Source organism: Paenibacillus sp. MER 99-2, from assembly GCF_023714095.1.
Taxonomy (GTDB): domain Bacteria; phylum Bacillota; class Bacilli; order Paenibacillales; family Paenibacillaceae; genus Paenibacillus.
This window is the reverse complement of sequence record NZ_JAMAUZ010000003.1, coordinates 837,388-850,694: the sequence shown is the minus strand read 5'-3', so window position 1 is coordinate 850,694 and position 13,307 is coordinate 837,388. Positions and strand designations below refer to the sequence as shown.

At 45.3% G+C, this 13,307-nt stretch carries 9 protein-coding genes and 1 rRNA gene; 1 reads left to right on the top strand and 9 read right to left on the bottom strand.

Annotation, left to right across the window (positions count from 1 at the left end; all coding sequences use genetic code 11):
- Window positions 1-87: ribosomal RNA gene (locus M3636_RS18530) — 16S ribosomal RNA — on the bottom strand; the annotation flags it as partial.
- A 618-nt stretch (window positions 88-705) separates the two neighbouring features.
- On the opposite strand from M3636_RS18530, the gene M3636_RS18525 reads away from it, so the two are divergent.
- Window positions 706-2,067: a molybdopterin-dependent oxidoreductase gene (locus M3636_RS18525; protein WP_251383527.1), complete on the top strand. Its 1,362-nt coding sequence runs from the start codon at window positions 706-708 to the stop codon at window positions 2,065-2,067.
- Window positions 2,068-2,478: 411 nt separating this feature from the next.
- Here M3636_RS18525 and ligA read toward each other — a convergent pair whose 3' ends face one another.
- The 8 genes from ligA to galU all read right to left on the bottom strand — a co-directional run bounded on the left by ligA (window position 2,479) and on the right by galU (window position 13,241).
- The gene (ligA, locus tag M3636_RS18520) at window positions 2,479-4,491 is read right to left on the bottom strand and encodes an NAD-dependent DNA ligase LigA (RefSeq protein WP_251383525.1); all 2,013 of its coding nucleotides are present in this window, start codon (window positions 4,489-4,491) and stop codon (window positions 2,479-2,481) included.
- Window positions 4,492-4,906: 415 nt separating this feature from the next.
- Entirely contained in the window at window positions 4,907-7,264 is a 2,358-nt protein-coding gene (gene pcrA, locus M3636_RS18515; RefSeq protein WP_251383524.1) for a DNA helicase PcrA, read from the bottom strand.
- Between the two features lie 446 nt (window positions 7,265-7,710).
- Complete coding sequence (pcrB, locus tag M3636_RS18510; RefSeq protein WP_251383522.1) at window positions 7,711-8,406, bottom strand: heptaprenylglyceryl phosphate synthase; 696 nt, start codon at window positions 8,404-8,406, stop codon at window positions 7,711-7,713.
- Window positions 8,407-8,581: 175 nt separating this feature from the next.
- Window positions 8,582-9,457: a phosphatidylinositol-specific phospholipase C/glycerophosphodiester phosphodiesterase family protein gene (locus M3636_RS18505; protein WP_251383520.1), complete on the bottom strand. Its 876-nt coding sequence runs from the start codon at window positions 9,455-9,457 to the stop codon at window positions 8,582-8,584.
- Window positions 9,458-9,647: 190 nt separating this feature from the next.
- Window positions 9,648-10,532 (bottom strand): dTDP-4-dehydrorhamnose reductase, encoded by an 885-nt coding sequence (rfbD, locus tag M3636_RS18500; RefSeq protein ID WP_251383519.1) that lies wholly within the window; start codon window positions 10,530-10,532, stop codon window positions 9,648-9,650.
- Complete coding sequence (rfbB, locus tag M3636_RS18495) at window positions 10,522-11,550, bottom strand: dTDP-glucose 4,6-dehydratase (protein WP_251383518.1); 1,029 nt, start codon at window positions 11,548-11,550, stop codon at window positions 10,522-10,524. The genes rfbD and rfbB overlap by 11 nt, the downstream gene beginning before the upstream one ends.
- Window positions 11,551-11,564: 14 nt before the next feature.
- Window positions 11,565-12,113, bottom strand: a complete 549-nt coding sequence (gene rfbC, locus M3636_RS18490; protein WP_128103698.1) for a dTDP-4-dehydrorhamnose 3,5-epimerase — start codon at window positions 12,111-12,113, stop codon at window positions 11,565-11,567.
- Between the two features lie 243 nt (window positions 12,114-12,356).
- The gene (gene galU, locus M3636_RS18485) at window positions 12,357-13,241 is read right to left on the bottom strand and encodes a UTP--glucose-1-phosphate uridylyltransferase GalU (protein ID WP_251383517.1); all 885 of its coding nucleotides are present in this window, start codon (window positions 13,239-13,241) and stop codon (window positions 12,357-12,359) included.
- Window positions 13,242-13,307 lie beyond the last annotated feature (66 nt).

Sequence of the window (13,307 nt, the reverse complement as noted above, 5' to 3'; positions counted from 1 at the left end):
GCAAGCTTCTCTTCAAGTCCGCTCGACTTGCATGTATTAGGCATGCCGCCAGCGTTCGTCCTGAGCCAGGATCAAACTCTCCAATAAAGTATTGAAAAGAGCGATTAGCTCATTTTGAATCTGACGATTCATTGTAAATCAAAAGTTACTTTCCATTTGTTCAGTTTTCAAGGAACTTGTTGCCCGTTACTGTAACGAATCATCAGTCGGACAGGAATTATATCTTATCATGCCGATCGACTTAGTGTCAATCTTTTTTTCGTCACCGTTCGAATGTTTTCAACATTTCAACGTCCGAAGCGACAAGAAATAATATATCATGCTCACATTTATTTAGCAAGCATTTTTTGAAATATATTAGTTTATAATCATCACGATTCGTATAACAACGAATTTATAATTTCTATTAAGCACAGTTCGCTTACATACCCATCAGAGTAATGTTGAAACTTCCCGCTTTTTGGCAGCCATAGGATATACCAGTCTATGATTATACTTGTTATTTCCCCCTCTGGAAATCTTTAATTCAGCATCAGCTTTCTACGTTGAGAGTATTTGAAGAAAGTGATCCAAAGCTTCTATAATGAGGTATATAAAAATGAATATGTTGATCGCTCTTAACGTAGCTGCGGTCATTAGTTACTTCTTTATGTATAGAAGAAACATGAGAAAGTTTACGAATTAAATTAGGTGAGGTGATCGCATTTGAATCGATGGCTGAAACGTGTGCGCAAAGGATATGGCAAAAAACTCGTATCCATTCATGCATGGAATGCTTGGATTGTAGTCATCCTTGCCATTACTGGCTTGATGTTAGTTGGAGGCTTTTGGCGAGAGTTACTGGGCATTGGACGTGTATGGTTGAAATGGATCCACATTGTTGTTGGTTTGGCCATGTTAGCGCCTGTCGTATACTATTTGATTTTGGCAGGTAAGCATTGGAAGCAGCTTCGAAACAGGCCATGGCAACGTGCAAACACAATTGTAGTTCTTATACTACTCGTCGGCTGGCTAATCTCAGGTATTGTGTTATGGCAGTTCAAGCTCGCCGGTCCGAAGATGTCGAATGCTGCATTACTCACTCATGATCTATTAACTTGGATTGGACTACCCTATATTATCTACCATTCGATCACCCGCACGAAATGGTTGAAGGATCCTGCACGCAGGGCGGTAACGACTAGAACGAGTTCATCCGATCAAAATGAGATCCAATCAGGCTCACCTGTTCCTTCAGATCAAGACACTTATGTAGCATCATCATCTTCCTTCGATCCTACAATAACGTCTAGGGACGAATTACTAAACGATACCGGTAAACCTCAACCTGTATATACGCGACGAGCTTTCATTCGCTCTGCTGTTGGTCTGGGACTCACCGTTACGCTCGGACCTACATTTGTATCTTGGATTGGGCGTAATATAAATATGAAAAATAGTATCGATTCTATGTTGGAGAATGATCCCAATCGCATGGTTCCTTTACCTCAGCCCATGTCTGCTTCTTCCCCTCCAATCGGCGGAGGCGCAGAGGGACATTTTCGAGTGTATACGGTCACTCCGATTCCCTCTTTCTCCAATGAAAACTGGTCATTCCGAATTGATGGCTTAGTTGAACGAGGACAGATCTGGAACTGGGAACAGTTTGTGAAGCTCACCCGTACGGTTCAGGTCAGCGACTTCCACTGCGTTACGGGGTGGTCTGTCTACAAAAACACTTGGGAAGGAATCACCCTCAAACAGTTACTGGCTCACGCCGGTGTGAAACCTGAAGCACATAGCGTCAAGTTTTATTCTGGAGACGGAGTGTATACAGATGCAATCACGTTAGAGCAAGCCCAAATGGATGATATTATGATTGCTGTCATGCATGATGGTAAACCAATCCCAGCAGATCTGGGTGGTCCGGTTCGCCTGGTTATTCCTCAAATGTATGCTTATAAATCGGTGAAATGGCTCAATCGAATCGAACTGATTGACAGCGAACATATTGGATACTGGGAAGAGCGCGGATATGATAAGGATGCATGGCTCCCGGGGTCAAAGACACGAACTCCTAGCCTTTAATAGTTCTGCAAGCTTGTCTAGCCTGTTGATCTCATTATCTCAACGTTGCAGCTTGAAGTAATTCCTCACTCAGTGAACGATAAGGACAGTAGTTGGTTGGAGGGTTAGCTTCCAAGCTTCATGCCAACAAACTTCACCGAAAGCAAACACCTATCCTTCACGAGATCCTCTTTAAAAGAGGGATTGGAACACACATAGAATAAATAGAATAACTGTGACAGGATGATATGCTAATACTTGGTGGCAAGTGTACTTCCTTCCTTCCTTTCGTTCAAACTATAAAAAAAGACCGAGTAGCACATGATCGTGCCATTCGGTCTTATTTATATTCATGAATTACAGCTAGCCTATGCCGCCACTTTATTTGTAACGTCATAACCTGATCATCAGCGTTATGTTCATAACATTTACTTATAGGTTCAACAGGCGAACCAATTCATCTTCATCCTCAATCGTAGGAATACCGAGATCATGTGCCTTAGCCAGCTTGCTACCCGCTTTCTCTCCAGCGATGACAAGGTCTGTCTTTTTCGACACACTACCTGTCACTTTTGCACCCAGGGCTTCAAGCCTTTGCGTAGCTTCATCTCGCGTCAATTGATGTAACGTCCCAGTAAGGACAACCGTTTTGCCACTGAAGAAGGAATCCTCCACAACAACTGCAGGTGCTTCCGGCGCTTGCGCTTTCACCCCTAGATCCAGCATTTTCTCAATAGCCGCCTGTGTGAACGGATCAGCGAAGAAATTGACGATGCTCTCAGCCACTATACCACCTACATCAGGAAGCTCAATAAGTTCCTCCACCGTTGCATTCATGATTGCATGCAGATCACGATAATGGTCGGCGAGCATACGTGTTGTTGACTTGCCCGTGTTCGGAATACCTAGTGAGTACAGGAACGATGCAAGGTCACGGTCTTTACTCTGCTCCAGCGCTGCCAGCAGGTTACTCGCCTTCTTTTCACCAAAACGCTCAAGCTTCACTAGATCATCAAATTGTAACGTATATAGATCTGCCGGCTCACGTACATTCAGTTCATCATACAGCTGGATCGCTGTCTTCTCACTGAACGTCTCGATATCCATGGCGTCGCGCGAAGCAAAATGGGAAATACGAGCTACAGTCTGCGGCTTGCACGCCGTCTTGTTATTACAGAACAAATGAGCTCCCCGCTGCTCTAAAGGAAAACCACATGCCGGGCAGTGTTCTGGATATACAATCTCTTCGCCGTCGCTCTCCTCCGTCACCTTACCAAGGATCTCAGGGATAACATCATTAGAACGACGGATAAATACTCTTGCGCCCAATGCAAACTTCAGATTTTTCCGCTCAATGTCACCCACATTGTTCAACGTACAGTTCTGTACAGTAACTCCCGCAAGTTCAACAGGTTCCACACGCGCCAGTGGTGTGACCTTCCCGGTACGTCCAACATTCCAATCTACGGCCTTTAGAACAGTCGTTGTCTCTTCAGCCTCGAATTTGTATGCGACAGCCCAGCGTGGGAATTTATCTGTGTACCCCAGTATCTCACGGGTACGCATATCCGTAAGTTTGATAACTGCTCCATCGATCAAATAATCCAACTGTCCACGATTCTCTTGAATGGCAGCCAGTTGCTCCATCACATCATCGAATTCCTGGAAATAAGTAATGGACGGGTTCACCTTGAAGCGATTTTCTCTGAGAAAATCCATCATCTCCTGATGCGTGGAAAACTGAACGTTATCCGAATATCCAATGTTATAAAAATAAGCATTCAGACGACGCTCTGCTGTTGTCTTAGGATTCAGGTTACGGAGTGCTCCTGCTGCGGCGTTGCGCGCATTTTTGAGTGGCTCGGCTGCAGTCTCATTGTATCGTTCCAAGACAGAAAGATTCATAATTCCTTCTCCTTGAACTTCAAGGGTACCTTCGGTGTAAGGAATTTTAAACGGTACGGATTTAATGGTTCGAACCTGAGCCAGAATCCCTTCACCTACGGAGCCGTTCCCCCGTGTAGAAGCTTGTACCAATTCTCCATTGGTATAAGTCAGATTCAAGGTTAGCCCATCAAACTTCAGCTCGATGACATAGCCTGGCTCCGGCAAAGGTTTATCTGGATTTTTGGTATTATAATCGTTCACTAACTTCAATACACGTGTATGCCAATTTCGAAGCTGTTCAATGTTCTGAGCTTTGTCCAAGCTCCACAGTGAGGATAGATGTCGATGTGGTGTGAAGCCTTTGAGCAATTCTCCACCGACCCGCTGTGTCGGAGAGTCCGGCAATACTATACCACTCTCTTGCTCCAGTGAGACCAGTTCGTCATACAAAAGATCATATTCCTTATCGCTGATCTGTGGCTGATCCATCGTATAGTATTGATAGTTATGTTGGTTCAGCTCAGTTACGAGTTGCTCCATCCGGTTCATTGGGTCCATACAGGGCCATCCCTCCGTTATATTAATCTTAACTCGAACTTTATGTGATCATATGTCAAATATATATGTAGAACGAACGTCAGAGCATGGCTCTGCGTTCGCTCTTGAATCGACTTCATAATTCCCTGACGCGAATTCATGCAACTTAGATAGGAGATAAGAGAATTCATTATAACCTGAACCAGAACGGATAGATCCAGCTAAAGGTTATAGATAATATTCTCTTTTAGAGGTTGTTCAAAAAGTCCGCTTTTGATTACGAAGGATGCCTGACGGCATCTTAGCTTCGAATATGGGATTCAGCCGAAATGTCCGTTGCTCACGTAGCTTAATCTACGCTCCGCTACTCCATTTCTATCTTCATCCCATCTTCTCGGTACTGAAAACCGACCTTTTTGAACACGCACTTTTTGACTTATTCTACTTTGGTAATAGGTGCAAAACCAGCAAGCAGACGCTTCACCCCAACTGGAGCCGGGAATGCAATCTGCAGCTCGGTATCATTACCGCTACCTTTTACCGCAACGATTGTGCCTGTTCCCCACTTGCCGTGCTGCACTTTATCCCCTGCTTTGAAACCTGATTCACTATTCGAAGCCGCAGGCTTGGAAGCAGATGATGGCGTAGCGTATGTTGGACGTGAGGTGCTTGTAGTCACACGGGAAGTTGGTGAGGATGCACTAGCGGAAGAACCACTCCGGCTTTGATGTTCGAACAGCTTAGCCGCACTACCACCAAAGTTACTTCCACCGCTGGAGCCTAGTCCACGTCCACCATATGACCCCCCTGTGTTCGTACCACGACGATAACGGTCACGTGCGATCGAGGTATCTTCTTTTAGCTCATCCGGAATTTCGTCAAGGAATCGGGACGGTGGATTCGCCGTTGTGCGTCCAAACAACGTCCGCATCTGAGCACACGACAAGAACAACTGCTCCTCCGCGCGGGTGATACCTACATAAGCAAGGCGGCGTTCTTCCTCCAGCTCTTCATTATCCATAAAGGCTCGGCTATGTGGGAAGACTCCTTCTTCCATACCCACGATAAAGACAACAGGGAACTCCAGACCTTTGGCACTGTGCATTGTCATCAGAGTCACCGCATCGCTCTGATCCTCTTCGTCATCGTTCATGCTGTCGATATCCGCAATCAGGGCGAGATCAGTGAGGAATGACAAGAGCGTTTTGTCTTCATTATTTTTCTCAAACTCCATCGTTACAGACAGGAACTCGTCAATATTCTCCAGCCGTGCACGTGATTCGAGTGTATTCTCATTTTGCATCTCAATACGGTATTGACTCATCTCCAGAATCTTCTCCGTCAGTTCAGTTACCGACAGATACTCTACCATCTGGTGCAATGCAGCGATCATATCATAGAACTCCACTAACGCATTGCGCGTCCGACCTGCAAAACCAAGATCGTCCACAACCTGAAGCACACGGAAAATGGAAACTCCACGCTCACCGGCAGCCGCCGCAAGCTTCGCAACCGTTGTATCCCCAATGCTACGCTTCGGCACATTAATGATCCGAGTGAGGCTGATATCATCGTCCGGGTTAGATAACAAACGAAGGTAAGCCAAAATATCCTTGATCTCTTTACGATCATAGAACTTGATGCCGCCGACGATCTGATACGGAATATCCGACTTGATCAGAATTTCCTCTATTACCCGGGACTGGGCATTGGTACGATACAGAATGGCGTGGTTTTGATAGGATTTGCCGTTCTTCACATTTTTACTAATCTCGGAGGTCACGAAGTAACCTTCATCATGCTCGGAATCAGCACGGTAAACCTTAATCTTGGAACCACCCTCTTTGTCCGTCCACAGTTTCTTCGGTTTGCGTCCGGTGTTGAGACCGATCACTTCATTCGCTGCATTCAGAATGTTAGAGGTTGAGCGATAGTTCTGCTCCAGCAAAATCGTCTGTGCCTCTGGGTAGTCCTTCTCAAAGTTCAAAATGTTGCTGATATCCGCGCCGCGCCAGCGATAGATCGATTGGTCACTATCCCCTACTACGCATATGCGGTGGTGACTGTCTGCAAGCATGCGGCAGAGCATGTATTGTGCACGGTTCGTATCCTGATACTCGTCCACGTGAATGTACTGGAATTTCTTCTGATAGAAGTCAAGAACTTCCGGCACTTCTTTGAAGAGTTGAATCGTCGCCATAATGAGATCGTCGAAATCGAGCGAGTTGTTGGCTCTTAAGCGCTTTTGGTACATCGTATATACCTTCGCCACAATCCCCTCAAAATAGTCGCCTGCTTGCTTCTCATATTGCTCAGGACTGATCAGTTCATTCTTCGCTGTGCTCATCATCGCCTGAACCGCTTTGGGTTCGAACTTCTTCGTATCGATATTCTGATCCTTCATACAACTACGAATAACAGATAATTGATCAGATGAATCCAAAATACTGAAGTTAGGTGTAAAACCGATTCGTTCAATGTCACGGCGCAAAATACGCACACACATGGAGTGGAATGTGGATACCCAGATGTCGCGGCCTTGAGAGCCACCTACGAGTTGGGATACCCGATCCTGCATCTCCCGGGCTGCTTTGTTCGTAAAGGTAATTGCCAGAATGCCCCAAGGGGGTGCTTTGCGTGTTGCGATAAGGTAGGCAATCCGGTGCGTAAGCACTCGGGTCTTACCACTTCCCGCTCCTGCCATAATCAGCAGCGGCCCATCCGTCGCCTCGACGGCTTGTCGCTGTGGGGTGTTAAGCCGTGCCACGGCATCATGTATATTAATAGGTTGCATGCATGCATGCTCCTTTCGTTGATTAATCTTATAAAGGGTGCTAGGGGTTACACTTGTCACTCCGAGTGCAGTAGCATCTTCCGATCGTCGTTATCCCCAGATTTTTTGATCCCCTTTGTCAAAGGGAAAATCCGGTGATAAATACGAACACTTCGTTTCTCCAGATCGCTTCTGCACTCTCCGTTCGGGTGTAAACATCGTATCCTTATATTTTGGTGTTAGGTAAAAAAAACCAGAAAACTGTAGTAACTTTTCAGTTGTAAAAAGGGACACTTCGTTTTCTCAAATCGCCCCTCAATCTACATTTCTGTCTGAAACATAAATCGTGAATGCAATTGTTGAAAGAGGTTTGAAACCCCTAATTGCGATATTACTAAGTTATAAAGGGCAAAGTTCTATTTTAACAGATTCGAAGAGGGATGTGGGGGAATGGTAAACTAAACCGCTTAAACCGATTGTTTCACAGCCTGCACAGTTTCCAGCGCCTTCTGTAAATCACTATAAATGATGTTCCCTACAACAACGGTATCTGCAACTTGAGCAGCTTGTCCTGCTTTCTCCGCCGTATCAATTCCGCCGCCATAGATAAGATGTGCCCGATCCAGTTGTCTGTGCACCTCACCAACCAGTTCCATGTTGCCAAACGTACCGCTGTACTCCATGTATACAATAGGCAGGTGAAGCAATCGCTCCGCAGCCTGAGCATAAGCAACGGCAGCCTCTGTCGTTAGCTCGGTATCCGCTCCGGTGAGTCGTGCCACAGTGGAGTTCGCATGTAGCACAACGTACCCCTCAGCAATAAGCAAATCCCACGGGATCAGATAACCATAACGCTCTATCGCCTGCTGGTGCTGTCCAATGATCCATTTGCTATCTGTCGCATTCAGCACGATGGGGATCAGATAACCGTCAAATCCAGGGACGACCGCCTCCAGATCGGATACTTCAAGCACACACGGCAGCTCATAACGACGAATACGAGACATGAGATCTACGGTGTTGTCATACGTAATCCCAGAAGATCCTCCCACGATGATCGCATCCGTTCCAGACATACATACCTTGTCCAATGCTTCATCTGATATTTCTCGATCCTGGTCGAGCTTAAAAACATGTCTCCACTGCTTAATCATGTCTATCAACGAACATTCCTCCAGAGGTTCTTCTGTATCCTTTTCAAGCTTATAAACTCAGTCTAAGTCAGCAGGGAGTGAGTGTCAATGTTCGCATAAAAAGGGGAACAAAAAATTACAGACTCTCCCCACATGTTCAGGAGTAACCTGTAATTTTTTAATAATAAAATCGCTCAACCATCAATTAGGGTCGCCAGGCAAACCTTGTGTTCATCTGCTCCAATTCTTGTTCGGTCAGGATGTCGGAATAGACGCCGTACACGCCCCATTTTTCATAGCTCGCTACTTGATCTGTATCATTGATAGTGTGTACATAGGTAACCGCTCCAGCTTTGTTCAGCTTGGCGACGAAGTTCTGATTCACCTTATATTCAGGCATTGTTACTGCATCAATATCGTTCTTTTGCACAAAATCGATCACCTGAGCCTCTGTATCCTGGGTAGCATATAACGTATAGATAATGGAAGGAAATGCATAGACCTCTTTCACCGTTTGCAGCATCGGCTCGTTATAGATCTGAACTACAATGCGATCAAGCACCTCAGAATCATATTTCTTACCTGCATTCACTAAGGATTGCAGAACCTGCTTAATATCTTCGTCCTTCTGCTCCTTGGTGTCTGTCACAATGTACATGTCCGGGTAATGGGCGAGCACATCCACGATGCCTTCTGCATCCATCGGTTGATACATGCCGAGAATTGGCGTGTTCATAAATTCATCATACGTCAGTCGCTCTGCCTGCTTCTCTTCAGGAAGTTCTTCATCCTGTCCTAACATTTTGCTCATATTCGCTGTCCATTCATGTCTAGCCACTGTTTTGCGATCAGATGTCAGCATAAAATCAATTTCAAACACACGTGTGCCTTTCTCGTAATTCGCAATCATCGCCTCATAAGCATTGGTGTAAGGTTGATCCCGAATACTTCCCATGGCATGGGCAATTAAACGGTATGATGTAAAGCCTTCCCGTTGCTCCTCACTCTGACGATCATAGGCAAAAAAGAGCATACCTACGGTAACGAGAAGTAATGTAAGAACTGCGGCGATGCGTTTCATAGGGCATTCACTTCCTTAAGTGAGTGATAGTATAGAAGATTAAGCGGATTGGTCATCTATCATCTGGATTAGGATTGTGCGCATTACGCGAATACACAATTGCTTTTTGGTAACTAACTACCCTGATATGAGAGGTATCAAACAAAAAAGCCGCCCATAGGCGACTGTTAAATGAAGGAATGTGGCTGAGCTATCCATTCTTCTGTACATCTTTTAACTCTTGTAAAAAAGCAATCAAAGCTTCTCTCCAAGGTCTGAGTAATTGTAAACGGTTCGTCCGGAGCGCCAGATGATCCATCACAGAATAGGAGGGACGCGGAGCTGGCCGGGGGAACTTCTCTGTGGAACACGGTATTAGTGTGGCCTTCAGATGAAAATCATCCTGCTTCGCTGCTTCTTCCGCAATCGCCTTGGCGAATTCATACCATGTACACGTTCCCGTGTTGGACACATGATAAATGCCATACTGCTCACTTAGAGCGAGGACGCTCACAAGATTAGCAAGATCCACAGTGTACGTTGGTGATCCAATCTGATCTTGAACCACTTGTAACTCAGGGCGATTCTGTAAGAGCTCCAACATTGTTTTCACAAAATTGTGACCGTATACCCCGAACACCCATGATGTCCGTACAATGAACCATTGTGAGCATAAACTCTGCACTAACTGCTCCCCGGCTAGCTTCGATCGGCCATACACACTTTGTGGATTGGTTATATCATACTCTCGGTAAGGCACACGGGAAGTTCCATCAAAAACATAGTCTGTACTAATATAAAGTAGTTTGGCCTTCACTTTTTCCGCTGCCACTGCAATATTACGTGTTCCTGTTGCATTTACTGCGTAAGCCGTTTCTTCATCCGTCTCCGCTTGATCCACCGCGGTATAAGCAGCACAGTGAATAATTATGTGAGGTCTGAACGATATAATAGTCTTGGTACATTGCTGTTGATTCGTGATGTCCATCTGTTCCCTATCACAAGCCATTACATGATGGCCATCTCGCTGGAATGTCCTTACAACATCCTGACCTAGCTGACCCGCTGCTCCCGTCACCATCACTCTATATTTCATTTGGCTCACTCATTTGATTGTCTTCATGAGGTTTCACACTATTCTGGTAGGCACCCGATTGGATACGCATCCACCATGTTTTATTATCCAAATACCATTGGATCGTCTCTTTGATCCCGGTTTCGAAATGATGCACAGGCTGCCAGCCAAGCTCTGTAGTCAATTTGGTCGGATCTATCCCGTAACGGCGGTCATGCCCTAATCGATCTTGTACATATTGGATCAAACTAGTCGGTTTGCCAAGTTGCTTGAGAATGGTTTCTACAATATAGAGATTGGTACGCTCATTATTTCCACCAATGTTGTATACTTCTCCAACCCGTCCACGATGGATAACTAGATCAATTGCACTGCAATGATCCTCAACGTAAAGCCAGTCGCGTATATTCAAACCGTCTCCATAAATCGGAACTGCCTCATCATTCAAAGCACGGGATATAATAAGCGGAATGAGTTTCTCTGGAAATTGATATGGACCGTAATTGTTGGAGCAACGTGTAATATTCACCGGCAGACCGAAGGTCTCATGGTAAGCTCTGACCAAGAGATCTGCACCGGCCTTACTTGCGGAGTAAGGACTGTTCGGCATCAGCGGTGTCTCTTCGGTAAACAAACCGGTCGCACCAAGAGAACCATATACCTCGTCCGTAGACACTTGCACAAATTTGGTGATCTGATATTTCTTCGCCGCATCGAGCAGAACTTGGGTGCCCAGTACATTCGTTCGAACGAAAATATCCGGCGATACAATACTGCGATCCACATGGGACTCGGCAGCGAAATTAACGACAACGTCGATGCCTTGCGATATAATCTGCTCCATCTGTTCTACATTCGTGATATCTGCGTGGATAAAACGATACTGCGGATTGGATTCAATGGATTGTAAATTCTCCAGATTTCCTGCATACGTTAAAGAATCCACATTGATGATCTCATAATCTGGATGTGTGCGAAGCATATACATCACAAAGTTGCTGCCTATAAATCCAGCTCCCCCAGTAACGAGCAGTTTCATGGTGTCTCTCTCCTTTAGTCAAAATTTACTTCGGCATCCTGCAAGCAGGGATGTTTCTGATCCTTATCGGATAAAACAGGATTCGTTATGGGCCAGTCGATTGCAAGTGCTGGATCATTCCACAAAATACCACGATCGTGTGTAGGCGAATAGTACGCATCTACCTTATAAGATACTAGAACGTTAGGAACAAGGGTACAAAACCCATGTGCAAACCCTTGGGGAACAAGGAGCTGACGCTGATTGTACTCACTGAGTATAAAACCTTTCCATTGACCAAATGTCTTGGAGGATGGACGGATATCCACGATTACGTCATAGATTGCGCCAGATAGTACTCTCACGAGCTTGGTTTGAGCCTTAGGTTGAAGCTGGTAGTGCAACCCTCGGATAACACCCGCTTCCGCAGATAAGGATTGATTGTCCTGCACAAATACATGGTTGATCCCCTGTTCTTGTAGCTGCTGCTCATTATAGCTCTCCATAAAATAACCTCGATGATCACCATACACCTTAGGCTCCAAAATAGCCGCCCCGTCCATAAACAGTGGAATTACTTTCATCGTATCCCTCCGTTATCATGTTACTGGGTTTATTCATATTGACTATATATATGTAAAAGATCAGGTGTGTGATTGTTCATCGGCCCGCAAGATAGAATATTCTCATGTACATATGAAGTTCATTTAAAGTTACATAAGAACAAACTAAGCCAAGCCAGAAAGGTCATTGGCTTGGCTTAGAGATGAAAGATCAGAGATCAGTTAAATGATAGATGTAATATGGGGAAACACAATATAAATTCTTTACGATTTATTCTCATTCACGATCTTCTCCAGGTACTTCAACAATTCCTCACGCAGGTCAGGACGTTGCATCGCATAATGAAGGGTTGTCTCAATGAAGCCCAGCTTCTCTCCTACATCGTGACGCAAACCATCAAAGTGGTAGGCGAGAATCTGACGTTGATGATTCAGTAGAGACAGCGCATCGGTAAGCTGGATTTCTCCACCTACCCCGACAGATTGGCGACCCAAAATTTCGAATATATCTGGTGTTAAAATATAACGACCCATAATAGCAAGGTTCGAAGGGGCATCTTCCTGCTTCGGCTTCTCGATTAAACGACGTGCACGGAATACACGATCTTCAGTGTGAGGGATAGCTTCCCCATCAACAATCCCGTACCGAGATACTTCATCCCAACCTACGGGCTGTACCCCAACAATCGGCGACTGCAATTCGTCATACACCTCGATCATCTGTTGCAGACAAGGATGCTGAGACTCCACGATATCATCACCAAGCAGGACTGCGAAGGGTTCATTGCCTATAAACTTGCGAGCACACCAGATCGCATGTCCTAGACCTTTGGCTTCCTTTTGACGAATATAATGAATATCAGCCATCTCGGAAGGTTTACGTACCTGTTCGAGCAGATCCCATTTTTGTTTGCTTGCCAAGTTCTGTTCCAGTTCAAAAGAGGAATCAAAATGATCCTCAATAGCACGTTTACCTTTACCTGTGACGATAATGATATCTTCAATTCCTGAAGCCACGGCTTCTTCGATAATGTATTGGATCGTCGGCTTGTCCACGATGGGCAGCATTTCTTTGGGCATTGCTTTGGTAGCTGGGAGAAACCGGGTACCCAGTCCGGCTGCAGGAATAATGGCTTTGCGTATACGCATGCTGAATCCACCCCTCTGATCGAGAAATTATGAACACTATAATATAATCGGATGAAAATATTGGAC

What these genes read in the sequence shown, in the direction of transcription:
- ligA (WP_251383525.1), bottom strand. Translation starts at nt 4,491, where the DNA reads ATGGACCCAATGAACCGGATGGAGCAACTCGTAACTGAGCTGAACCAA.
- pcrA (WP_251383524.1), bottom strand. Translation starts at nt 7,264, where the DNA reads ATGCAACCTATTAATATACATGATGCCGTGGCACGGCTTAACACCCCA.
- M3636_RS18505 (WP_251383520.1), bottom strand. Translation starts at nt 9,457, where the DNA reads ATGAAACGCATCGCCGCAGTTCTTACATTACTTCTCGTTACCGTAGGT.
- rfbD (WP_251383519.1), bottom strand. Translation starts at nt 10,532, where the DNA reads ATGAAATATAGAGTGATGGTGACGGGAGCAGCGGGTCAGCTAGGTCAG.
- rfbB (WP_251383518.1), bottom strand. Translation starts at nt 11,550, where the DNA reads ATGAAACTGCTCGTTACTGGGGGAGCTGGATTTATAGGCAGCAACTTT.
- rfbC (WP_128103698.1), bottom strand. Translation starts at nt 12,113, where the DNA reads ATGAAAGTAATTCCACTGTTTATGGACGGGGCGGCTATTTTGGAGCCT.
- galU (WP_251383517.1), bottom strand. Translation starts at nt 13,241, where the DNA reads ATGCGTATACGCAAAGCCATTATTCCTGCAGCCGGACTGGGTACCCGG.